General features: G+C 70.6%; 20 protein-coding genes, 1 tRNA gene and 1 pseudogene. 10 read left to right on the forward strand and 12 right to left on the reverse strand.

Annotated elements, in window-relative coordinates; translation table 11 throughout:
- Positions 1–84: 84 nt before the first annotated feature.
- From AC3DE3_RS11210 to AC3DE3_RS11220, 3 genes are all read right to left on the reverse strand, one after another.
- Positions 85–158 (reverse strand) — tRNA-Pro (locus AC3DE3_RS11210).
- 51 nt (positions 159–209) lie between these two features.
- The gene (locus AC3DE3_RS11215; protein WP_488370016.1) at positions 210–1,193 is read right to left on the reverse strand and encodes a metallophosphoesterase; all 984 of its coding nucleotides are present in this window, start codon (positions 1,191–1,193) and stop codon (positions 210–212) included.
- Between the two features lie 28 nt (positions 1,194–1,221).
- On the reverse strand, positions 1,222–3,600 hold the full coding sequence (locus AC3DE3_RS11220) for a transglycosylase domain-containing protein (protein WP_488370046.1): 2,379 nt from the start codon (positions 3,598–3,600) through the stop codon (positions 1,222–1,224).
- A 268-nt stretch (positions 3,601–3,868) separates the two neighbouring features.
- Between AC3DE3_RS11220 and AC3DE3_RS11225 the strand changes: the two genes are divergently transcribed.
- The gene (locus tag AC3DE3_RS11225) at positions 3,869–4,246 is read left to right on the forward strand and encodes a WhiB family transcriptional regulator (protein ID WP_260486548.1); all 378 of its coding nucleotides are present in this window, start codon (positions 3,869–3,871) and stop codon (positions 4,244–4,246) included.
- A 407-nt stretch (positions 4,247–4,653) separates the two neighbouring features.
- Here the strand turns inward: AC3DE3_RS11225 and bagB are convergent, their stop codons facing one another.
- On the reverse strand, positions 4,654–5,763 hold the full coding sequence (bagB, locus tag AC3DE3_RS11230) for an ArsA family ATPase (protein WP_260486549.1): 1,110 nt from the start codon (positions 5,761–5,763) through the stop codon (positions 4,654–4,656).
- A gap of 1 nt (position 5,764) precedes the next feature.
- Positions 5,765–6,820, reverse strand: a complete 1,056-nt coding sequence (bagA, locus tag AC3DE3_RS11235) for an ATPase BagA (protein WP_488370017.1) — start codon at positions 6,818–6,820, stop codon at positions 5,765–5,767.
- Positions 6,821–6,886: 66 nt separating this feature from the next.
- On the opposite strand from bagA, the gene AC3DE3_RS11240 reads away from it, so the two are divergent.
- The 4 genes from AC3DE3_RS11240 (at position 6,887) to AC3DE3_RS11255 (ending at position 9,567) form a co-directional block, all read left to right on the forward strand.
- On the forward strand, positions 6,887–7,057 hold the full coding sequence (locus AC3DE3_RS11240) for a DUF4177 domain-containing protein (RefSeq protein WP_488370018.1): 171 nt from the start codon (positions 6,887–6,889) through the stop codon (positions 7,055–7,057).
- Complete coding sequence (locus tag AC3DE3_RS11245; protein WP_488370019.1) at positions 7,057–7,536, forward strand: RidA family protein; 480 nt, start codon at positions 7,057–7,059, stop codon at positions 7,534–7,536. The genes AC3DE3_RS11240 and AC3DE3_RS11245 overlap by 1 nt, the downstream gene beginning before the upstream one ends.
- Before the next feature lie 5 nt (positions 7,537–7,541).
- Positions 7,542–8,387, forward strand: coding sequence for an MBL fold metallo-hydrolase (locus AC3DE3_RS11250; protein WP_488370020.1), 846 nt, complete (start codon positions 7,542–7,544; stop codon positions 8,385–8,387).
- A 205-nt stretch (positions 8,388–8,592) separates the two neighbouring features.
- Positions 8,593–9,567, forward strand: a complete 975-nt coding sequence (locus AC3DE3_RS11255; protein WP_488370021.1) for a type IV toxin-antitoxin system AbiEi family antitoxin — start codon at positions 8,593–8,595, stop codon at positions 9,565–9,567.
- A 129-nt stretch (positions 9,568–9,696) separates the two neighbouring features.
- Here the strand turns inward: AC3DE3_RS11255 and AC3DE3_RS11260 are convergent, their stop codons facing one another.
- Complete coding sequence (locus AC3DE3_RS11260; RefSeq protein WP_312027414.1) at positions 9,697–10,401, reverse strand: Crp/Fnr family transcriptional regulator; 705 nt, start codon at positions 10,399–10,401, stop codon at positions 9,697–9,699.
- Between the two features lie 325 nt (positions 10,402–10,726).
- On the opposite strand from AC3DE3_RS11260, the gene nth reads away from it, so the two are divergent.
- From nth to AC3DE3_RS11280, 4 genes and pseudogenes are all read left to right on the forward strand, one after another.
- Positions 10,727–11,518, forward strand: coding sequence for an endonuclease III (gene nth, locus AC3DE3_RS11265; RefSeq protein WP_260486553.1), 792 nt, complete (start codon positions 10,727–10,729; stop codon positions 11,516–11,518).
- Positions 11,515–12,207 (forward strand): TlpA family protein disulfide reductase, encoded by a 693-nt coding sequence (locus tag AC3DE3_RS11270; RefSeq protein ID WP_488370022.1) that lies wholly within the window; start codon positions 11,515–11,517, stop codon positions 12,205–12,207. Before nth ends, AC3DE3_RS11270 begins: the two co-directional genes overlap by 4 nt.
- Positions 12,208–12,323: 116 nt before the next feature.
- Positions 12,324–12,986, forward strand: a pseudogene (locus tag AC3DE3_RS11275) (NUDIX hydrolase); the annotation flags it as partial.
- Positions 12,987–13,228: 242 nt separating this feature from the next.
- Positions 13,229–14,425, forward strand: coding sequence for a MarP family serine protease (locus AC3DE3_RS11280; RefSeq protein ID WP_260486555.1), 1,197 nt, complete (start codon positions 13,229–13,231; stop codon positions 14,423–14,425).
- 407 nt (positions 14,426–14,832) lie between these two features.
- Here AC3DE3_RS11280 and AC3DE3_RS11285 read toward each other — a convergent pair whose 3' ends face one another.
- From AC3DE3_RS11285 to AC3DE3_RS11300, 4 genes are all read right to left on the reverse strand, one after another.
- Positions 14,833–15,690, reverse strand: a complete 858-nt coding sequence (locus tag AC3DE3_RS11285) for an alpha/beta fold hydrolase (RefSeq protein WP_488370023.1) — start codon at positions 15,688–15,690, stop codon at positions 14,833–14,835.
- 107 nt (positions 15,691–15,797) lie between these two features.
- Positions 15,798–16,313 (reverse strand): phage holin family protein, encoded by a 516-nt coding sequence (locus AC3DE3_RS11290; protein WP_260486557.1) that lies wholly within the window; start codon positions 16,311–16,313, stop codon positions 15,798–15,800.
- Between the two features lie 81 nt (positions 16,314–16,394).
- On the reverse strand, positions 16,395–18,362 hold the full coding sequence (acs, locus tag AC3DE3_RS11295) for an acetate--CoA ligase (RefSeq protein ID WP_488370024.1): 1,968 nt from the start codon (positions 18,360–18,362) through the stop codon (positions 16,395–16,397).
- 205 nt (positions 18,363–18,567) lie between these two features.
- On the reverse strand, positions 18,568–19,398 hold the full coding sequence (locus AC3DE3_RS11300) for a PRC-barrel domain-containing protein (protein WP_488370025.1): 831 nt from the start codon (positions 19,396–19,398) through the stop codon (positions 18,568–18,570).
- Between the two features lie 175 nt (positions 19,399–19,573).
- On the opposite strand from AC3DE3_RS11300, the gene AC3DE3_RS11305 reads away from it, so the two are divergent.
- Positions 19,574–20,332 (forward strand): Fic family protein, encoded by a 759-nt coding sequence (locus tag AC3DE3_RS11305; protein WP_488370026.1) that lies wholly within the window; start codon positions 19,574–19,576, stop codon positions 20,330–20,332.
- A 70-nt stretch (positions 20,333–20,402) separates the two neighbouring features.
- Here the strand turns inward: AC3DE3_RS11305 and AC3DE3_RS11310 are convergent, their stop codons facing one another.
- Together AC3DE3_RS11310 and AC3DE3_RS11315 are read right to left on the reverse strand one after the other, a co-directional pair.
- Positions 20,403–21,884, reverse strand: coding sequence for an MFS transporter (locus AC3DE3_RS11310; RefSeq protein ID WP_488370027.1), 1,482 nt, complete (start codon positions 21,882–21,884; stop codon positions 20,403–20,405).
- A gap of 458 nt (positions 21,885–22,342) precedes the next feature.
- Positions 22,343–23,146, reverse strand: a complete 804-nt coding sequence (locus tag AC3DE3_RS11315; RefSeq protein WP_488370047.1) for an HAD family hydrolase — start codon at positions 23,144–23,146, stop codon at positions 22,343–22,345.
- Positions 23,147–23,211: the final 65 nt, after the last annotated feature.

The following is a 23,211-nucleotide window of genomic DNA, read 5'->3' on the forward strand; positions in this document are numbered from 1 at the left end:
AGGCGCCACGCGCGGCGCGGGTGCACCGCACCCCGCACATGACCGAGGGCCCGGATCACTGATGTGATCCGGGCCCTCGCATTGTCGGGGTGGCGGGATTCGAACCCACGACCTCTTCGTCCCGAACGAAGCACGCTACCAAGCTGCGCCACACCCCGGTGACAACGAGGGATACTCTAGCGCCCCGCCCACGGAATCGCGAAACCGGGTCAGACCGGCAGGGGCACCTTCACACGATGCGGGGTCACCGGGACCTCCGAACCCTCCCCGCCGCCACCGGGAACGGCGACCAGTTCCAGCAGCGTGGCCTCGGGGCGACAGAACGTGCGTACCGGTACGTACGGGGAGGTGCCCAGACCCGCGGAGACGTGCAGCACCAGGTTCCGGCCCCACGCGGACAGGCCCTGCACCCGCGAGCGGTCGATCCCGCAGTTGGTGATGATCGCCCCGGTCGGCAGGCAGAGCTGACCCCCGTGGGTGTGCCCCGCGAGCGCGAGGTCGTACCCGTCGGCGTCGAACCGGTCCAACACGCGGGGCTCCGGCGAGTGCACCAGGCCGATCCGCAGGTCGAAGGCCGCCCCGGCGGGGCCGGCGATCTCGTTGTAGCGGTCCCGTCCGATGTGGGGGTCGTCGACCCCGGCGACCAGCACGCTCCGGCCGTCCACCGCGATCTCCGAACGCTGGTGGGTGGCGTCGACCCAGCCCCGCTCGGTGAAGGCGGCCTTGAGGTCGCGCCACGGCAGCGGGACCGCCGAGTGCTTCTGACGACCGATCCCGATGTACGGGAGCGGGCTCTTGGGCACGGGCGCGTAGTAGTCGTTGGAGCCGAAGACGAACGCGCCCGGGCGGTCGAGGAGCGGGCCGAGGGCCTGGACGACGGAGGGCACCGCCCGGACGTCGGAGAGGTTGTCGCCGGTGTTGACCACCAGGTCGGGAGTCAGCTCCGCCAGCGAGGCGACGAACTGCTGCTTGCGCTTCTGTCCCGGCATCATGTGCAGGTCGGAGATGTGGAGGATCGTCAGGGGTTGCGACCCGGGCGCGAGCAGGGGCAGGGTGTGGCGGCGCAGCGTGAAGGCGTTCCGCTCCCAGCCGGTGGCGTAGACGGTCCCCGCCACGACCGCCCCGGCGAGGACGGCCGCCGCGCGGGCGGGGGAGGTCATCGAACCCTGGGTCTTGCGTGGTGGGCGTGGCATCAGTCCAGACTACCGACGCCACGCGGGGTCATCGCGGCGGCGAGATCGTGATGGGGGCCAGCCCCGGCACGTTGAGCACGACGGGCTCGTCGCCCACCGCCGCCCCCGGTCCGGAGGTGCCCTGGCCCTGCGCCCCGGCGCCGCCCCCGCCGCCGCCCGAACCGTCGGACACGCGGAGGGTGAGCTGGGATCCGGGGATGCCGGTGCCGCCGTCGACGCCGACGACCGTGCCGTACGGGCGGCCGGTACCGGAGACGAACTGGGTGTTGACGACGAACCCGGCGTTGGTCAGCAGGGAGGTCGCGGCAGACTGGCTCATGCCCTCGACGTCAGGGGCGGCGGTCCCGCTGGTCCCGGCCTGGTAGGCGGGGTCCGGGGCGGGCAGGCGGAGCGGGCCGTAGACGTCGGAGATCGGGGAGAAGGCCGAGAACCAGGTCTGGGCCGGCTCGAGACCGCCGAAGAGGTTGCCGTACGAACACTGGCGCAGCGGGCTGGTGCACAGTTCGGTGGTGGTGGTGCCGTCGTTGAACGCATAGACGGCCGCCGAGTAGTTGTTGGTGAAGCCCAGGAACGCGGAGGACCGGTTGGCCTCGGAGGTACCCGTCTTGCCGGACATCGGCTGACCCCACCCGGCCCCGGCGGCGGCGCCGGCCGCCGTGCCCCCGCTCACGGCGTCCTTGGACATGGCGACGGAGAGGGTGTTCGCCAGCCCCTCCTCGACCACCTGCTCGCACTTCGGCTCGTTCAACTCGACGGGCGCTCCCGTACGGTCGGTGATCGACTCGATCGGACTGGGCGGACACCACACGCCTCCGGACGCGATGGTGGCGCCGACGTTGGACAACTCCAGCGCGTTGACGGCGGTGGGCCCGAGGGTGAACGACCCGAGGTTGTTCTTCTTGACGAATCCGCTGATCGAGTCGCCACCGGCGGCGGTGCCCTTGCGGTCGTACGAACGCATCCCGAGCCGGACCGCCATGTCGACGGTGGGGGCCACGCCGACGTCTTTGATGAGGTTCACGAAGGTCGTGTTGGGGGACTGGGCCAGGGCATCCGTCACGGACAGTGAGCTCGCATACGATCCGGCGTTCTCCACGCAGTACTGGGCGGGCGGACACCCGGCGGCGCCACCCGCGCCGAGGCCGGAGACCTGGACACGACGCGGCACCGGGAGGCTGGTGTTGGTGCCCATGCCCTTCTCCATGGCCGCGGCCACGGTGAAGATCTTGAACACCGACCCCCCGCCGTCGCCGACCAGGGAGAACGGCTGCGGCTGCACGGTCTGGCTGTCGCCGAGTTCGAGCCCGTATTGACGGCTGGAGGCCATCGCGACGACCTTGTGGGCGTCCTTGCCGGGCCGGACGACGCTCATCACCTCGGCCACGCCCTGGGCGGTCGGGTTGCCGTAGGTGTCGACGGCACGCTGGACGTTGGCCTGGACGGTCTCGTCGAGCGTGGTGCGGATCGTGTAGCCGCCCTGCTCGACCATGTCGCGGCTCAGGCCGTTCTCCTCGAGGTACTGCAGGACGTAGTCGCAGAAGAATCCACTGTCACCGGCCGTGATGCAGCCGCGGGGCAGCGGGTTGGGGCGCTCGAGCACCCCGAGGGGTTCGGCCGCGTACGCCTGCCCCTCGGCCGGGGTGATGGCTCCGGTCTGCACCATCGTGTCGATGACGGTGTCGCGGCGCTGCTGGGTGTCCCCGGGGTTCGTGTACGGGTTGAACCGGCTCGTGGACTGCACCATGCCGGCGAGCATCGCCGCCTGCGGGACGCTCAGATCCCGGGCGTCGACGCCGAAGTAGGTCTGCGCGGCGGTCTGGACGCCGAACGTGCCGTTGCCGAACGAGACCAGGTTGAGGTACTTGGTGAGGATCTCGTCCTTGCTCAGTTCCCCGTCGAGGGTCAGGGCCATCCGGATCTCTTTGATCTTCCGGGCGGGAGTGGTCTCGACGGCGGCCCGCCGCTCCGCGTCGTTCTCGGCGGAGACGAGGAACTGATAGTTCTTGACCAGCTGCTGGTCGATGGTCGACGCGCCCTGCTCGACCTCTCCCGAGGTGGCGTTGGTCAGGGCCGCCCGGACGGTGCCGCGCCAGTCCACGCCGGCGTGGTCGGCGAACCGGCGGTCCTCGATCGCGATGATCGCCAGCTTCATCTGCGGCGAGATCTGCTCGCTGGGGACCGGAACGCGCTGCTGGTCGTACAGCCATGCGATGGGTGTGCCCGCGGCGTCGGTCACCGTCGAGATCGACGGGAGGTCGCCCTTGATGAGGTCCGCGGACGTCCCGGCCAACGAGTCGGCCATCTTGTTGGACGCGAGCCCCACGGCTCCGGCTATCGGGAACAACGACCCCGCCGTGACCACCCCGGCGGCGACACAGGTCGCGACCAGCTTTCCCAGCGAACTCATAGCCGACACAGGCACAGGGTACGTGACCACCCCTGGTGGGCCACCCTTCGCGCGGCGATCATGTGTCGACTCTTTACTTCTGTTGTGTGACTGCGGTAACAATATGGGGGAACGCGGGACGAATCGGACCGGAATGGGATCGCGGTACACCGATCCCAGGTACGACCGCCCGCGGACGCAGTGGACCCGCCGCGCCGGGCGGGCTCAGAAGGCCGGAGACGTGCGCGGTGAACTCGTCCACGACTCCACTCACGCTAGGGGTATTTCGATGACGGCCACCCTCCCCGGGACCACCCGCTCCTCCGACAACGGGGTCCGCCCTGGTGCCGGCAACCCCCTCGGCTCCGAGGAGATCATCATCGGGGAGGGTCGCCAGGAATGGGTGGCCCAGGCCCGGTGCAAGGACATCGACCCGGACGAGTTGTTCGTCCGCGGGGCCGCGCAGCGTAAGGCCGCGTCCATCTGCCGCCACTGCCCGGTCCTCCTGCAGTGCCGCGCCGATGCACTGGACAACCGCGTTGAATTCGGTGTCTGGGGCGGGATGACCGAGCGTCAGCGGCGCGCACTGCTCAAGCAGCACCCCGAGGTCCGCTCCTGGGCCGACTTCTTCGCGCAGCAAATCGAGCGGCACACCGCCGTCTACTGAATCCGCAGGTCCACTGAGTCCGGAGGTCCACCGGGTCAGGACACGTCGGAGTCCGGTTATCGCGAGCGCGGCCCGCGGCAGACGCCGTGGGCCGCGTTCGTCATTCGGGCGGTAGCGCGGGCTCGAGGGCACCGAGCCGCGAGGCTCCTGCGGGGCGAGCACACCGGCATCACAACCCCGCTCGGATGCGCTGCCCCTTCGGCTTGCGCTGCCTGTGTGGTCAATTCCGGCAGCACAACCCCGGTATCTGCGTACATTCCGCCAGCGCGGGTCAGAGAGGCAGCGCAACCGAGCGCGGATGCGCTGGCCTTCTGCCCGGGACGAGACCGCGTAGAGCCCTGTCCCGCGGCGTCGGCCTGCCCGCGACGAGCGCTGTCCCGCGGCGTCGCCCTGCCCCTGCTCTCCGATCAGCCGCAGAGTTGGTCCCCCACCGAGCGCAACGCCTCCAGGTTGGAGATCTCGAACGGCAATGACGGCACGCCGACGATCCGCACGTCCGGATGGGTGTCGGTGAACGACTCGAGCAGCCGCACCTCCTGCTTGGCGGTTCCCGCCCGGTCGGCGTGGATGCGCAGCACCGCCTCGGCCTCGGAGTTCTCGCCGGCCAGACGATCGGCGGCCGCGCAGGCTTGCTCGGCGCTCAGGTCCGTGAGACGTGGGTGCGTGCGGTTGACCACGAGCCCCGCCAGCGGCATCCTCTCCTCGGCCAGCCGCTCGGCGAAGAACGCGGCCTCACGCAGGGCGGGCCGCTCGGCGGAGGAGACCACGAGGAACTCCGTGCCCTTGCGGCGCAGGATCGCCTGGGTCCGGGCCGCGCGGGTGGTGAACCCGCCGAACGTGGAGTCCAGCGCCACCACCATCTCGGAGGCGTCCTTGAGCATGGAGGACCCCACGACCGTGGACACGCCCCGCATCGCGGTGCTCATCGCGCCGGTGACGAGGCGTCCGACGCCCCGGCCGGGTGTCGAGAGCAGTCTCATGAGCCGGCTGTCGAGGAACGCGCCGAGGCGGCGCGGTGCGTCGAGGAAGTCCAGGGCGTTGCGGGACGGAGGGGTGTCGACGACGACGAGGTCCCATGCCGAATCGTCGAGGAGCTGCCCCAACTTCTCCATGGCCATGTACTCCTGCGTGCCCGCGAAGGAGGTGACCATCGTCTTGTAGAAGCGGTTGTCCAGGATGTCCCGGGCCTTGGCCTCCGTCGTGTTGGCCACCACGAGTTCGTCGAACGTGCGGCGCATGTCCAGCATCATCGCGTGCAGTGACCCGCCCCCGGCGGACGACTCCTCGCCGAGGTCGACGGGGGAGGGTTCGTTGGACAGCTCGTCGATGCCGAGGGCCTGGGCGAGTCGCCGGGCCGGGTCGATGGTCAGCACGACCGTGTCCCGGCCGAGTTCGGCGGCCCGCAGACCGACCGCCGCGGCGGTGGTCGTCTTGCCGACGCCGCCGGCGCCCGTGCACACCACGACCCGGGTCGCGGGGTCGGTGAGCATGGCGGTGATGTCGAGGCGACGTGTCATGTCAGTGGACTCCCTGGTCGACGAGGGCGGAGGCGAGGTCGTAGAGGTCCGCGACCTCCACTCCGTTGGGCAGGGCCGGCAACACGAGGGTGGGGCAGGCGGCGGAGGTGAGCGTCTCGCCGGCGCGGAGCTGACCCCGGGCAACGCGGGCGTGCTCGATGGCCTGCACGAGAAGCCCCTGCAGCCCCTCGTCGTCGACCTCCACGCCGGTCGCGTCGAGGCCGTCCACGACCGCCTCCGCGTCGATGTCCTCCTCGGCGATGCGCCGCAGCGCCTCGTCGTCGAGGTGACGGGTCTCGGCACGGTTGATGATGACCTGGCCCATCCGGAGCCCGTGGCTCTTGAGTTCGTCGATCGCCTCGATGGTCTCCTGCACCGGAAGCGACTCCAGCAGCGTCACCAGGTGCACGACCGTGCGGGTGGAGTGGACGAGCTCGGACACGGCCTCCGCCTGGCGACGGATGGGGCCGCCCCCGCCGGCGAGGTCGGCCATCGCGGTGGTGACGTCGAGGAACTTGCCGATCCGGCCCGTGGGCGGGGCGTCGACCACCACGGCGTCGTAGACGACCTCACGCTTGGCGTGCTCGCGCGCGACGACCTCGTAGATCTTGCCGGTGAGCAGGACGTCCTTGAGCCCGGGCGCGATGGTGGTCGCGAACTCGATCGCACCGACCGACTTCATCACCTTGCCCACCACGCCCAGGCGGTAGAAGGTGTCGAGGTAGTCGAGCATGGCGGCCTCGATGTCGATCGCGAGCGCGAAGACCTTGCCACCGCCGTCGACGCGGGCCACGAGCTCCTCGCGGTAGGGCAACGGGGCGCGGTCGAAGATCCGGGCGATGCCCTGACGTTCCTCCACCTCCACCAGCAGGACCCGCTTGCCGGTCGAGGCCAGCGCGAGCGCCAGGGACGTGGCGACGGTCGTCTTGCCGGTCCCGCCCTTCCCCGAGACGTAGTGCAACTCAGCACGCTCGGACCGGTCGGACCACCCGGTGGACAGCTGGTCGGCGATGGTGGCCCGTGTCGACCGCGTACCTGGACTCATCGTGGACGGCATGCGGTCCACACTAAGCGCTCACACCACCGCGCGCGGGACGCTCGTGACTTACCTAGAGTGGGGCACATGAGTGAATCCACTGGAGCAGCCCGGTTCGAGTACGTGACGGTCCCGCTGCTGACCCACGCCACCAAGCAGATCCTCGACCAGTGGGGCAGTGACGGCTGGGAGCTGGTCTCCGTACTGCCCGGTCCGACGGGTGAGCAGCACGTCGCCTACCTGAAGCGCCAGCTCTGATGCCCGACGCCGAACCCACCGGTTACTGGACCCGCAAGCTCGACCAGCTGGGTCTGGAACTGCCGACGGTCGTTCCGCCGGTCGCCAACTACGTCCCGGCCGTGCGTACCGGCGCGTTCGTCTACACCTCCGGGCAGCTGCCCATGGTCGACGGCGCGCTGGCCGCGACCGGCAAGGTGGGGGCCGAGGTCACCGCCGAGCAGGCGGCCGACCTGGCTCGGACCTGCGCGCTCAACGCGTTGGCCGCCGTCGACGGTCTCGTCGGCATCGACTCGGTGGTGAAGATCGTCAAGGTCGTCGGGTTCGTGTCCTCGGCACCCGGCTTCAGCGGACAGCCGGGCGTGCTCAACGGCGCCTCGGATGTCCTCGGGGAGATCTTCGGCGACGCCGGCGTCCACGCCCGATCGGCGGTCGGCGTGTCCGAGCTGCCGCTGAACTCGCCCGTCGAGGTCGAGCTCGTGGTCGAGGTCGAGGGATAGACGCGATGTCCGCAGGTCTGGCCCCGATCAGCTTCCCGGCGTACGAAACCCTCCGGCCGGTCACGGAGCTGTCCGGGGTCATCCTCTGTGACAACCCCTCCGAGATGACCTTCGAGGGGACCAACACCGTCATCCTGCGGGCCCCGGGGTCGCCTACCTGCGTGGTGGTGGACCCCGGGCCCGACGACCGCGCGCACGCCGAGCGGATCGCGGCGATCGTGGGGGAGATCGAGCTCGTCGTCGTCACCCATCGTCACGGCGACCACACCGACGGGATCGACCACCTGCGTGAATTCACCGACGCACCGGTGCGGGCCGTGCAGGATCGGTTCTGCCGCGACGCCGCACCGTTGGTGACGGGCGGGGACGACGACGAGGTGATCCACGCCGCCGGCCTCGACATCATCGTGCTGGGCACCCCGGGGCACACGGCCGACTCGATCAGTCTCGAGGTGCGGGCCGCGGGCACCGGGTTCACTGCTCCGCCGGACTGCGTGGTCCTCGGGGACACGATCCTCGGCCGGGATTCGACGGTGCTGGACTCGACCGACGGCGATCTCGGCGACTACCTGGGCAGCATGGACCTGCTGGCCGCGCGGGCCGGCGGCGTGACCGGCATCCCCGGGCACGGGCCCGACGTGGAGAACACCGGCCGCGCCGCCCAGGTGCTCGGTCAGCACCGGCGAGATCGGCTCGAGCAGATCATGGCCGCCCGCGCCGAGCTGGGCCGCGACGCCTCGGCCGAGGCGATCACGCAGCACATCTACCGCGACGTGACGCCGTTCCTGCTCAAGGTGGCCGAGCAGTCCACCAAGGTCGCGCTGCGTTACCTCGACCGCCTCGACGCCTGACCCGCCCCCTCTCCGAAATCGGCTAGTCGGAATGGGGATCCGCTAGTCGGATCGGAGTCGCAGATCCGGATTCCGGCTAGCGGATTCAGGTGGGGACGCGGGGACAGCAGGGAGGTTGTCCACAGGGGAGGATTACTCCACAGGCTGCCTGCATATCGCAGGTTACGGCGGGAGTGCGCGTATCGGCTTGGGCGAGACTGCCGACATGGGTGCATCCACAGCAGACGACCACGACAGTCCCTCTCTCGCGACGTTCGCGCAGCTCGCCCGCAGCGGCCTGGACCACGATGAGATCAACAGACGGATCGGCGCCGGAACGCTACGGCGGGTGCGGGCCGGCGTCTACGCCCACGAGCCGGAGGATGCGCCCGCCGGGAGCGGGCCCGAATACCTCCGCAGGGAGCGGGAGTTCCTCGAACGAACTCGGGCGGCCGCGCTCGCGGTGGAACCCGGGACGGTGATGTCGCATGGTTCCGCCCTCGCGCTCTACGGGTTGCCACTTCACGGGATCCCCTTGGACAAACCCACCGCCACCCGGCCGCGTGTGGGCGGCGGGACGCGGCGCAGTTCGGCGCTCGTGTGTTTCACTCTGCCCGTGGAGGGGGCGACCAGACTCGTCGACGGCATTCAGATGACCTCTCCCGCCAGGACGATCATCGACGTCGCACGAACGGTGAGCCTGGAGAGCGGCGTGGCTGCTGCCGATCAGGCCATCCGCCGGGGCATGCTGTCACGCTCCGAGCTCCGGGTCGAGGCGGGTCTGGCGAAAGGGCGCACGGGTGTCGGGAGCGCGCGGGCGCTGCCGGAACTGACATGCGGGCTGGCGGAATCGGTTCTGGAATCACTGATTCGGCTGATCCTGGTGTTCGCGGGTCTCCCGCAGCCCGAGATGCAGGTGTGGCTGGCGGGCCGGAGCGGTAAGCGGTTCCGCGTGGACTTCTACTGGCGGGAGTGGCGGCTCGTCGGCGAGGCGGACGGCTTCGGCAAGTACGGGAGCAGCCCGCAGGGGATACGGGAGGCACTGAGCCGCGAACGCCACAGACAGCGCGATCTGGAGGATGCCGGTTACGTGGTGATCCGCTGGGTATGGGATGACCTGCGGCGTCCGGACGTGATCGTTCGGCGGGTGAAGGCCGAGATGCGTCGGCAGGAGCGACTCGGGCTCGGCCGCGCGGCGTGAGAGACCACAAATCCGCTACTCCGATTCGGGATCGGCTGGTCGCATTGGACTAGCAGATCCCGAATCGGAGCAGCGGATTTCGGGGCCGGGGCCGGGGCTGCGGCCGGGGCCGGGGCCGGGGCCAGGGTGTCAGCGGGCGCGGCGGGCCAGGCGCTCGGTGTCGGAGATGATGACGCTCTTGCCCTCGAGCCGCAGCCAGCCGCGGTGCGCGAACTCGGCCAGTGCCTTGTTCACGGTCTCGCGGGAGGCGCCGACGAGCTGGGCGATCTCCTCCTGCGTGAGGTCGTGCGTCACGCGGATGTTGCCGCCCTCCTGCGTACCGAAGCGCTGCGCCAGCTGCAGCAGGGCCTTGGCGACGCGGCCGGGGACGTCGGTGAAGATGAGGTCGGCGAGGTTGTTGTTGGTGCGGCGCAGGCGGCGGGCCAGCACGCGCAGCAGCTGGTCGGAGATCTCCGGGCGCTCGGCGATCCAGCGCTTGAGGGCGGAGCGGTCCATGGCCTGCACGGAGACGTCGGTGACACACACGGCCGAGGACGTACGCGGGCCCGGGTCGAAGATGGAGAGCTCGCCGAACATGTCGGACGGGCCGAGGATCGACAGTAGGTTCTCGCGGCCGTCGGGGGCCTTGCGGGAGAGCTTCACCTTGCCGGAGGTGACGATGTACAGGCTGTCGCCCTGCTCGCCCTCGCGGATGATCACGTCACCCTTCGAGTACTCCTCGCTGGTGAGATCTGCACGCAGAGCGGAGACGGCGGCCGGCTCCACACCCTGGAAGATTCCGGCTCGGGTGAGGACGTCGTCGGCAGACTGGTCCGTGCGGCGATCAATCGTCACAGTCTGTGACCCTCCGTTCGGGCGCGGACATGCATGTCCGCGCCATGGCGTGCGTGTGGCGAAAACCACTGTAGTCGTTACCGCGTCGCAGGTGGTGCCGACGCGCGATCGGGCGGCGTGGTTCAGGTGTCGATCCGTTCGGGCTCGTCGAGGATCGCGTTCTCGAACCGGTCCATGAGTAGTGCGAATCCGGCGAGGAGGACCGGCACCAGGACGACGAGGATTCCCTGCATGCGTCTGATTATCCACCCCCGTTCCGGAGGATGCACACGCGCCCGGGGCGGCGTGTCGGCGCCCCGGCGGCGTCGGGCCGTAATGTGGACTCATGCCCGACCCCGCTCCCGCCGTGAAGCGCCGCAGACGAGGGGTGGCCGCGAGGGGGGTGGAGACCGACCTCGGGCGCACCCGACGCGCGAGACGCATGCTCCGCACCCTCGAGGAGGCGTTCCCGCACGTCTACTGCGAGCTCGACTTCACCGATCCGCTCGAGCTGAGCGTCGCCACCATCCTGTCCGCGCAGTGCACGGACAAGCGGGTCAACGAGGTCACCCCGGCGCTGTTCGCGCGTTACCGGACGGCCGCCGACTACGCCGGGGCGGATCGCGAGGAGCTGGAGGAGTTCATCCGGCCGACGGGTTTCTACCGCAACAAGGCGCGGAGCATCCAGGGCCTGGGCGCGGCGCTCGTGGAGAGGTACGACGGCGAGGTGCCGCAGCGGCTCGAGGACCTGGTCACCCTCCCGGGATTCGGGAGGAAGACGGCCAACGTGGTCCTGGGCAACGCGTTCGGGATCCCGGGGCTGCCGGTCGACACCCACTTCATCCGGTTGGTGAACCGCTGGAAGTGGACCGAGGCCACGGACGCCGTCCGCATCGAGCGCGAGGTGTCGCGCATGCTGCCGCGGGCCTCCTGGACCGATGCGAGCCACCGGATCATCTTCCACGGTCGCCGGGTGTGCCACGCGCGGACCGCGGCCTGCGGGGCGTGTGTGCTGGCCGACGACTGCCCGTCCGCGGGGGAGGCCGGCCCGCTCGACCCGGTCGCCGCCGCCCGCCTCGTGGCGGGACCCGAGCGTGATCACCTGCTGGAACTGGTCGGACTGGGGGAACACGCGTGAGCTCCTCCACCCGGTGGTCGCTGGTCGCCCTCGTGGCGCTGATCGGCGTCGTCGTCGCCCTTCTCTCCACCTTCGGTGACACCGGCGCCGGGTCCGGCGACCCGACCGCCGCCCCGACCGCCGCCCCGACCGCCGCTCCGACCGCACCTGCCGTGGGCGCCCCGCCCGCGGACGAGCCGCGCACCGTCGTGGACCCCGCGGTCCGCGCCGGGGCCGGGCTCCCCGCCTGCCGCGACAGTGCCGTGCCCGCCACCACCTCCGGGCCCGTCGCCGGACTCATGGTGCGCTGCATGGACGACGGCTCCACCACCACGCTCGGCAAGATCCAGGCCGGCACGCCGATGGTGGTCAACATGTGGGCCTACTGGTGCGAACCGTGCCGCCGCGAACTTCCCGCCATCCGCGACGCGCAGGCCACCCTCGGGGACAAGGTGAAGGTGGTGCTCTCGCACACCGACCCGTCCGAGACCAAGGGGTTCGACACCCTCGCCGCGCTGGGCATCGAGGACCTGATCTCGGTCTCGGACCAGGACGAGGAGCTGCCGACCGTGCTCGGCGCGCCGCCCGTCCTGCCCCTGACGCTGTTCGTCCGCGCCGACGGGACGGTCGCGCACGTGCTGGTCCAGCCCATGGACAGTGAGCAGGACGTGCTCGACGCCGTCGCCGAGCACCTGGGGTTGACCGCGTGAGCGCCGCGACTGACGGCCCCGCCGGAACGGGCGCGACGAACGAATCCGCCGACCGGCCCGTGCCCCGCCCCGGCGACGTCACCGGCGTCCCGCACCCCGGCTGGATGGACCCGCTCATGGCGGCGTGCACCGACGGCAGCTTCGACGGGCTGCTGCCCAGGCGGCGCCCGCCGGAGGACCGCGGCCCCAACGAGGTCGGACGTCCGCACCGCGACGCCGCCGTGCTGGTGCTGTTCTCCGGATCGCCGGACGCGCCGGGCCCACAGCCGCCCGCCGACGCCCGCGTCCTGCTCACCCACCGGGCCCCCACCCTGCGCAACCACTCCGGCCAGGTCTCGTTCCCCGGCGGCGGGGTCGACGACACCGACAGCGGGCCGGTGGAGGCCGCGCTTCGGGAGGCGTGGGAGGAGACGGGCCTCGACCGCGACGGCGTGGATGTGCTCGCGGTGTTGCCCGAGCTGTACATCCCGGTGTCCAACTACTCGGTCGCGCCGGTTCTCGGCTACTGGCGGGAGCCCATGGAGGTGGACGTGGTGGATCCGGGCGAGACCGCGCGGGTCATGACCGTGCCCGTCGACGAGCTGCTCGACCCCGCCAACCGCTTCCTGCTCCGCCACACCACCGGCTGGACCGGACCGGCGTTCCAGCACGACGACCTCGTGGTGTGGGGCTTCACCGCCGGCATCCTCGCCGCGATGTTCCATTCCGCCGGCTGGGACCTGGACTGGGACACCACGGACATCCGGGACCTCGAGAAGACCCTGGCCGCGTCCGCGAACGGGGAACAGCACCGCATGTCGGCCGAAGAGGCCCGCCGCGAGACCGCGGACCCGCTGGCCGATCGCACGGTCGCCGGTGTGCCCGGGGTGAGCGCCGGCACCGCTGGTGTGCCCGGGGTGAGCACCGGCGCCGCCGGTGACACGGTCGGCGCAGGGCAGCCTGCCGTCCGTTCCGCGGAACAGGCCACCGGTGGCGAGGATTCGCTCGACCTGCCCGCGGACGATCCACGGAGGGGGTACCGGTGACGGGCTCGCAGTGGCTCGACCTGGCATTGTTCGCGCTCGCCGCCGCCGCGGCGATCTCCGGCTGGATCAACGGCGCCGCAGCCTCGGGTTTCGCGCTTCTCGGCGTGGGCATCGGCGCGACCTCAGGGCTGCTGGTCGCCCCGCACCTCGTGCGGGAGATCGACTCACCACTGGGCCGGTTGTCGGCGGGATTGGCGATCATCGCCGTGATGGTGGTCATCGGGCAGGTGGCCGGCGTGACCATCGGCCGCGCCGCCCGGCGCTACATCTCTGGTTCCGGCGCCCGACTCCTCGACAGCACCGTGGGGGCCGTCTTCCAGTCCGCCGCGATGCTGCTGGTGGCGTGGCTGGTCGCCGTCCCGATCGCGGCGCAGGAGGGCCCCGGGCTCGGCAAGGCGGTGCGGGGGTCGTCCGTACTGGCCAAGATCGACGACGTGGCTCCCGAGCAGCTGCAACGGATCCCCGCCACGTTCACCTCGGTGCTCGGCACCACCGGATTCCCGGACATCCTCGGGCCCTTCGGCACGACCCCGATGCAGGAGGTGCCGCCGCCCGATCCGGTCCTGTCCGGTGCCGAGGTGGTGGCCCGCGTGCAACCGTCCGTGCTGAAGATCCGCGGCCGGGCCGAGTCCTGCAGTCGCGCGCTGGAGGGGTCGGGATTCGTCGCCGCGCCGGGGCTCGTGATGACCAACGCCCACGTCGTGGCGGGCACCGGATCGGTGACCGTCGAGTCCGGTGACGAGGAATTGGACGCCGAGGTGGTGGTCTACGACCCCCGCGTGGACATCGCCGTGTTGCGGGTGGACGGTCTCGACGCGCCGGTCCTGCCGTTCGCCGAGAACCGTGCGCGCACCGGTGACGACGCGATCGTCGTGGGGTATCCGGGTAACGGGCCCTACCGGCCGGACGCGGCCCGGATCCGCGAGCGCGTGACCCTGCGCGGCCCGGACATCTACCGCGAGCAGACCGTCGAGCGCGAGGTGTACATCCTGCGCGGCTCGGTCCGCGAGGGCAACTCCGGCGGGCCGCTGCTCACGCCTCAGGGGCAGATCGTCGGCGTGGTGTTCGGCGCCGCGATGGACGCGGCCGACACCGGGTACGCCTTGACCGTGGAGCAGGTCCTGCCGCAGCTCCAGCTCGCCGTCGACGCGCAGGAGCCGGTCCCGACGGGACGCTGCGTCGGGGTCGGCTGACCGGACCGCACGTCCGCCCGCTACGGACCGGCGGGGGGCCTACCCGGAGTCCGGCCAGCCCTCGGTGGGCAGGTGTTCGCCCGGGTGCGGTCCGGCTGGGTCGGGTTGGGTCGGGCTGGGCACACCAGCAGCGCACCTGACGCCGGATACGCTGCCTCGTCGGCTTACGCTGCGGAAATGGTCCATTCCGCGCGCGCTAGTCTAGTGAGAGCGTGCAAAGAGGACGCGTAAGCCGACGGGCCAGCGCAAGCCGAGGCGGATGCGCTGCGGCCCTGTTCGCTGCGGGGCGTCACGGGCAGGGGCGAAGCGAGAGTCGAGGCAAGCAAAACCGGGTCTCCGGCCGTGACCCGCGGAGGCAGTGCGCCGGACGAACGGTGGCCGGGAGCGGCAGAGAGCCGGCCGGGAGCTCAGAGCGGGGTGACGCGCCTAGCGAAGTCCACGATGAGCCGGGACGTGACGTCCGGGGCCTCCATCGCCGGATAGTGGCCGGCGCCCGGGACCAGTTCGGTGGTGAAGTCGCGTGCCCACGCCGAGGACGAGCGGAGGGTCGCCGGCAGGATGAACCTGTCCTCGGCGCCGCTGATCCCCAGCACCGGCTGGGACAGGACACCCGAGACCGCGCGGCGGAAGTCGCGACCATCCGGCCGGAACTGACTGCGCACCATCCAGCGGCGGCTCTCCAATGAGAGGTGGGCGACCTTCGGGATGAGCATGGCCCGCCTGAGCAGGGCGGCGGACTCGCGGAAATCCTCGGTCCCGGGCCACGCGGGCCCGGAGCGACTGCGGAGCATCTCCTCGACCGCTGCCGCGCCGTCGCGGGTGAGGCGCCGCTCGGGCAGTCGCGGTGCCTGGTCCGAGAGCAGGCGGGGTACGAGCGCGCGGCGCTGGGTGCGGTCGAGCAGGGCAGCGCGGCGCGTGGCGACCGGGTGGGGGGAGCCGACGACGACGAGGCCCCGCACCGCTCGGGGCCGGCGGTAGGCGGCGGTCCACGCGACGAATCCGCCCTCGCCCTGGCCGACGATCACCGCGGACGAATGACCGAGCGACCTGATCAGGTTGGTGATGTCCGCGGCCAGGGTCCACGCGTCGTAACCCCGAGGTGGCTTGTCGGAGTCGCCGTGTCCCCGGAGGTCGACGGCCACGGCGTGGAACCCGGCCTCGGCCAGCGCGACCATGGGCGCGCGCATCGTCCACCAGATGCCACTGAGCCCGTGGACCAGGAGGACCAGCGGGGGGAGCCGACCCGGCGGGGTGTCTGCAGGCAACGCCTCGGCGACGTGCAGCCGGATGCCGTTGGCCGAAACGTCACGATGCCGCCACGACCCGTCGATCCTGACGATCGACGGGTCGGGCGGCCTGTGAGCGGGAGTTCTCAGGACTTCGCGGCGGGCAAGGGCGTCTCGGTGACACGCACCGTGCCGGGCCGGGGCTCGTTGCCCTTGGGCATGGCGAGCTTCAGGTCCGACACCGAGTCGATGGTGCGCTGCGGCTTCCGGATCTTCTTGACCTTGCGGTAGCCGAGCAACCCGAACACCGCGGCCAGCAGGACCAGGACCACGAACACGATGAGGAAACCCATCCAGTCCCAGGTCTTGGTGCCGAACCACATCGAGATGAGCTTGGCCCACATGAACACGAACGGGAAGAACGACATCAGCAGCAGGACGAGCGCCACCACGAAGAAGCCGGACCCGGTAGCGGCCTTCTTCACCTGCTCGGTGACCTCGGTCTTCGCCAGCTCGATCTCGGCGCGGACCAGCGTGGACACCTGCGTGGTGGCGTTCTTGACCAGAGTGCCGATACTGGCGTCGCCACGGCCGATCGAGTCAGCGTCATGCAGGGGGATCGAGGCCTCGGACGGCTTGTGCGTTCCCTGGGCGTGGCTCACGGTTGTTCCTCCATAGTCCGGCGACGGATGCACCGTCGTCCATCGTGCCACGACACGTGGCGGTGTTCACCCGCTACCCGGTCAGCCGCGCGTGCCCTTCTCGCGGATCTGGTCCATGATCGTCGGGTCCGACAGCGTCGAGGTGTCGCCGCCGTCCTTGCCCTCGGCCAGGTTCTTGAGCAGACGCCGCATGATCTTGCCGGAGCGGGTCTTGGGCAGTTCGGGCACGATCGTGATGTCGCGGGGCTTGGCGATCGGGGAGATCTCCCGCGACACCTCGGCCCGCAGTTCGTCGATGAGCTTCTGGCGATCCTCCTCCGCGTCCACGTTCCCGCGCAGGATCACGTAGGCGACGATCGCCTGGCCGGTGGTCTCGTCATCGGCGCCGACGACGGCCGCCTCTGCGACCGCCCGGTGCCCGACGAGCGCCGACTCGACCTCCGAGGTGGAGATGCGGTGACCGGAGATGTTCATGACGTCGTCGACGCGGCCGAGGACCCACAGCGCGCCGTCCGCGTCCCACTTGGCGCCGTCACCGGCGAAGTAGTACCCCTCCTCGGCGAACCGCGACCAGTAGGTGTCGCGGTAGCGCTCCATGTCGCCCCAGATCCCGCGGAGCATGGCGGGCCACGGCTCGGTGATGACGAGGAAACCCTGCTCCTCGGCCGCGACCTCCTTGGCGTCACCGTCAACGATGGCGACATCGATTCCGGGCAGCGGCTGCATGGCGGAACCGGGCTTGGTGTCGGTCACGCCGGGGAGCGGGGAGATCATGATCGCGCCGGTCTCGGTCTGCCACCAGGTGTCCACGATCGGGACCTTCCCGCCACCGATGTTCTCGCGGTACCAGCGCCACGCCTCCGGGTTGATCGGCTCGCCCACCGAACCGAGCAGGCGGATCGAGGACAGGTCATGGGCGGCGGGGATTTCCTTGCCCCACTTCATGAAGGTGCGGATCAGCGTCGGTGCAGAGTAGTAGATGGTGACGCCGTACTTCTCGATGATCTGGAAGTGGCGGTGCTCGTCCGGCGAGTTGGGGGTGCCCTCGTAGACGATGCACTCGGCGCCGTTCGCCAGCGGGGCGTACACCCCGTAGGTGTGGCCCGTGACCCAGCCGACGTCCGCGGTGCACCAGTAGACGTCCTCACCGGGCTTGTGGTCGAACACGTTGTGGTGGGTGTACGCGGCCTGGGTGAGGTACCCGCCTGTGGTGTGGACGATGCCCTTGGGCTTGCCCGTGGTCCCGGAGGTGTAGAGCAGGAACAGCGGGTGCTCCGAGTCGAAGGCCTCGGGCTGGTGCTCGGTGGACTGCTCGGCCATGACCTCGTCCCACCAGACGTCGCGACCCTCGATCCAGTCGACGTCCATGCCGGTGCGGCGGACCACGAGTACGTTCTGGACGGATTCGGCGGTCCCCTCGGCGTCGACACCGTTCCCGGAGAGCGCGTCGTCGACCCCGGCCTTCAGCGGCGCGGGCTTCCCACGCCGGAACTGGCCGTCGGCGGTGATGACGAGCTTGGCCTCCGCGTCATCAACGCGGGACCGCAGCGCGTTGGGGGAGAAGCCGGCGAAGACCACGGAGTGGGTCAGGCCGAGGCGGGCACACGCAAGCATCGCGATGTAGACCTCGGGCAGCAGCGGCATGTAGATCGCCACCCGGTCGCCGGCGACGAGCCCGAGCGAGCTGAGGTAATTCGCGGCGCGACTCACCTCGTCCTTGAGTTCGGCGTAGGTGATGTCGCGGGCGTCATCGGTGGGCTCGCCGATCCAGTGGATGGCCACCCGGTCGCCGTTGCCGGCGTCGACGTGGCGGTCGACGCAGTTGTGGGCCACGTTGAGTTTGCCGCCGACGAACCACTTGGCGACCGGGGCGTCGGACCAGTCCAGGACCTCGGACCACTCGGTGTCCCAGTCGAGTCGGCGGGCCTGCTCCTCCCAGAAGGCGAGACGGTCGCTCGACGCGGTGTCGTACAGGTCGGGCTGCGCATTGGCCCGGGCGGCGAAGTCGGGATCGGGAGCGAAGGACGGGGCGTTCTCGGGAGCGGTCATGAGCGGCTCTCTCTCGGGATCAGGTTTCTCGAACGGCCGGGATCGTCACGGCGGAAGCGACCGGACCGATGTGTGTGAGCGTAGTCACATGACCTGCGTCGTGTTCGGGATCGCACCCGTCGGGGGTAGGTACGCCGGGAACGGGGGATACGGCCGATGTGACGCGTGTGCAGACGGGAGAGCCGGGGGCGTCACAGCCGATCGATCACGAGCGGTCGTCGGTGTCGTCCTTGAGCCCGGACGTGTCGCTCTTCTTCTGCGGCACCGCGGTGGGCGTCGACTGGCCGGTGGCCGGCGGGGTCGTGGTCTGCGGGGTCGGCTTCTTTGACTCGGCGGCCCCCCGGTCGTCCGTCGAGGGGCGCGACGATGGCGGGGTCCCGGGCTTCTCGGCGGTGCCGCCGGGGGCGGGCTTCGCCGAGGCCGCTGCCTTCGAACCCTGCGAGCTCGTCACCTCCCTCTTCGGTGCCTGTGTGCTCGGCGCGGTCCGCTGCGGGTCGGTCGTGCTCGCCGCCTTCGCCTCCGCCTTCGCCTCCGCCTTCGCCTCCGCCTTCGCCTCCGCCTTCGGCTGCGGCTTCGAACCCGGCGAACCCGGCTGAGGGCCGGGCGTGGTCGCGGCGGGCCCGGAGTCGGGTCCGGCCGACTTCTTCCCAGCAGACGGAGAAGCAGACGATGCCGTGCGGCGGTCGGCCCCAGGTTCCGTCCCGCCGACCCCGCCCCGGCGGGGAATCTCGATGCCGTAGTACTCGAGCAGCTTGATCTCCTGCTCGGGGGTGAGGGCGTCGTCGGTGTCGTCGGGCCGGGGGGAGTCGCGGATGACGGCGCGGGTGTGGTCGACGTGCAGTTCGTCGTCGAGGAGTCGGGCGCCGTGGAGGGGGACGATCGCGTCGGCGGAGAAGATCCCGGTGGCGACGGTGGCGAAGGTGGCCTTGCCGCTGGCGTCGTCTACGTAGATCTGGCGTACGGCGCCGATCTTGGCCCCCGTCGAGTCGAAGGCGGTCGCGTCGAGCAGAGCGTCGAGCTGGTCCTTGAGGTTCACGGGGTCTCCGAGGTTAGAGGGGATGGGGCGAGCCGGGCGCCGAACCCGGCGGATTGGCTGATTACACCAGCTCGACAGCGGTTGAGGCAGCTGAATTTTGCCTGTGTCGGACGATTGGCGTGGGTCGGTGCGGTGGCGGGGCGGGGCGATCCTGCCGGGTGGGTACCCTCGACCCGTGAACTCCACAGCTCCCGACCCGCTCGCCCCGCTCCTGGTGCTGCCCGGGGTGGCTGAGGCGGCGGACGCGGCCAGGGCCGCGCTCGCGGCGGTGCACCGGCACCCGGCCAACCGTCGCGGATGGCCCACCACCGCCGCCGAATCGGTGCTGCGCGGGGCGCGTGCCTCCGCCGGCGTGGAGGGTGCGTCCGTGCGCCTGGACGCCGACGGCGAGACCGATGAGGTGCTCTCCGCTGCGTTGCGGGTGGCCGGCGAGCTGACCGGGGAGTCTCTCGACCGCGCCGTGGCGGTGTGGACCCGATCCCCTCTGCAGGAGCTCGCGCATCTCCATCTCCTCGCTGCCTCCGGGCCGGGTGTGGATCCCGGGAGCCTGGGGCGCCCGCGCCCCGAGCCGGGCGTCGCCGAGCGTCTCCAGGGACTGGCGGAACTGATCACCGGCGGCACCCGCGCGCCGGCGCCCGTCCTCGCAGCGGTCGTCCTCGGGGAAATCTCGGGTCTGCGCCCGTTCGGGTCCGCGGACGGGCTCGTCGCGCGGGCCGCGTTCCGACTGGTCGCGGTGTCCACAGGCCTCGACCCCCATTGCCTGGGCGTGCCGGAGGTGACCTTCTACCGGGACCCGGAGGCGCACCGTGCCGCGCTGAAGGGATACATGGCGGGGACCGGCGAGGGTGTGGCCGATTGGATCCTTCATTGCTGTAGAGCCCTCGAGGCCGGCGCGCGCGAGGCCACCTCGATCGCCGACGCCGCCGGGGCGTGAACCCATCCCTGCCGACTCGCCGTGACCTGGTGAGCACCGCGGGGCCGACAAACGCGGGGTGACGACGAATTCATCGGGTTCCGGGCGGGGCCCGAGATCGCTTCCAGTGGACTCGGTGACGGCTCGCGCTCGGAGACGCGCGCTCGCCGGCGAGGCCGCCGGACACACCCACGAGGGCAGCGCAGGCGACGGCGGTCGCCAAGCCCAGCACGAATGCCGAGGTGAAACCGGCTTGCTGAGGAATCTCGTTACCGGCGACCGGCGCGCTGTACGCCGCGAGCAACATCCCGGTGATGGTGGCACCGGCGCTGGTCCCGATGCTGCGCATGAGAGCGTTCACGCCGGCGGCCGCGCCTGACGCGTCCTGCGGGACCGCGGCCAACACCAGGGTGGGGATGGCGGCGACGCCGACGGCTACGCCGGCCAGGAGCAGGGAATTGAACACGACGATGTGCCACACGCGGTCGTGCCACAGGAGCGTCAGGGCGTAGGCTGCCGCGACGGAGAGCGCCCCGGCGCACGTCGCCGTATGCCCGCCGAACCGGACAACCAGGCGAGCGGCCAGAGGCGCGACCGCCATCATGACCAGCGCGCCGGGGACGAGTGCGATGCTCGCGACGAACATCGTCAGCCCGAGTCCTGCCTCGGACTCGGCCGGTAGCTCGAGCAGGGGAAGAAACGCGACCTCCGAGACGAAGAACGAGCAGCCGAGCGCCGTCGTCCCCAGATTGATCAGCAGAAGCGACGGTTGCGACATCAGTCGTAGGTCCAGTATCGGGTCCTCGATCCGGAGTTCGTAGGCACTCCAGACGACGAGGACCGTGACCCCACCGAGAAACATCCCGAGCGTCTGCGCCGACCCCCACCCCCACGACGCTCCCCGGGACAGCGCGACCAGGATTCCGGTGAGCCCCACAGCCAGCCCCGTGGCACCGACGAGGTCGAGGTGTTCCCGGCTGCCCCGACTGTGGGGTACCACCCTCCAGACCAGGGCTGCGTTCACCAGGCCCAGCGCGGCCGACGACCAGAAGAGCAGTTTCCAGTCGCCCACCTGGACGATCAGCGCACTGAGGGGCAGCCCGACCGCGCCTCCGAATCCTAGGCTCGCGCCGATGACGGCGATCCCGGCGACCTGGTGTTCTCGGTCCGGCTCGTCGCCCAGGATGGAGATGGCCACGGCGATGATCCCCATGCTGACCCCCTGGAGGGCGCGGCCGACGAGCAATGCGGGCAATCCCTCGGAGAACGCCGCGATCAACGACCCCGCGATGGCCAGCACGATCAACCCGAGCGACACGTGGCGTTTGCCGACGAGGTCGCCCAGGCGTCCGGAGATCGGGGTGGTGACGGCCGCGGCGAGCAACGCGATGGTCAGGACCCACGCTGTCGCACCCCGCGAGGCTCCGACCAGGACCGGCAGATGATTCTGGATGGGGATCACCAGTGTCTGGGTGAACGACACGGTTGTCCCGACGAAGCCGAGTGTGGCGATCAATGCCCACGGCGAGGCGCCGGCAATCGCGGTGTCACCAGAGGTGGAGTCGCGAGGCACGATGACGCCTCCCTCCCCTCGGGGGCCCGAACGTGCGAATGGCGGGTCGGCCGTAGCCGACCCGCCAACTCACTGCGGTCCATCGAGAGATCCGGGTACCAAGCGTCCTGTGGTCCGCCGTGTCGCCGGTCCGGGACAACCGTCGGTGACGGCTGGCGCGGACCCACGGCTGGTTTGCCTCTCGGGCGTCATCCGTCGCGTGGGTTTCCGAATGTCGATGACGGTGAATCGGGCGGGGGGCCGTGACTTCTCTTCCGTCTCGGTCCTGGCGTCTTCAACACCGTGCCCTGAGCATGCCGCCTGTCACGGACCCCGGGCGATGGCGAAATCCCACAAGGAATCGGAGGACTCATGAGGCGGTTCGGCTATCGCCCCGGATCGTCTGGCGGGCCGATGCTGAGGTGTTGGCGGCGCACCCGGTGTGCCCGCCCTACTGCGGCGCGCGCCCGGTGGCCCTGCTACCGCCCCGCACGGCGGGCGGCACGGGCGAACGAGACAACCGCGGACCCCACGGCCACCACGATGGCCGCGACCCCGACGATCGGCCCGGTGGCGCGCTCGAGGGTGGGCAGTAGCGGCGTGGGATTGGTGAAGGTGAGGATCGGCCACCCCCGCTCCAGTGCTTCGCGCCGCAGCGGGCGGTCGGGATTGATCACCGTCGGGTGACCCACCATCTCGAGCATGGGCAGGTCGGTGGAGGAATCGGAATAGGCGTAGCTCGCCTCGAGGTCGTAGCCGTAGCGCTCGGCGAACGCGCTGATCGCCTCCGCCTTGCCCGGACCCTGGCAGTAGAACTCGATCTCACCGCCGTAGCGCCCGTCGACGTCCCGGTTCATGCGCGTGCCGGCGTAGTGGTCCACGCCGAGCATCCGGGCGATCGGCGCCACCAGCTCCTCGCCCGAGGCGGATACGATCACCAGGTCGTGCCCCAGTGCGCGGTGCTCGGCGAGCAGATCCTGCGCCTCGGAGTACACGGTGGGGGAGACGGTCTCCGTGAGCCCCGCGGTGACGATCCGCTCGACCTGCTCGGGCTCCCACCCCTTGGTGGCGGTCGCCATGGCCTGGCGGACCTTCCGCATCTGTTCGTCGTCGGCGTCCGACAGGCTGAACGCGAGCTGCGTGTAGGCGAGGTCGAGCACCGATCGTCGCGACAACAGACCCTCGTCGAGAAAGGACTTGTTGAACGCGAACACCGATGAGGTCGCGATGATCGTCTTGTCGAGGTCGAAGAACGCAGCCACCCGGCGAGGGCGGTGCGACATCCTGGGGCCCGGTGGGCGTGGGGCGGACACGCCCTCGAGGATACGGTTCTTGTGCTGCAACCGCA

The organism is Dietzia sp. IBK-p2-16D (assembly GCF_057773085.1).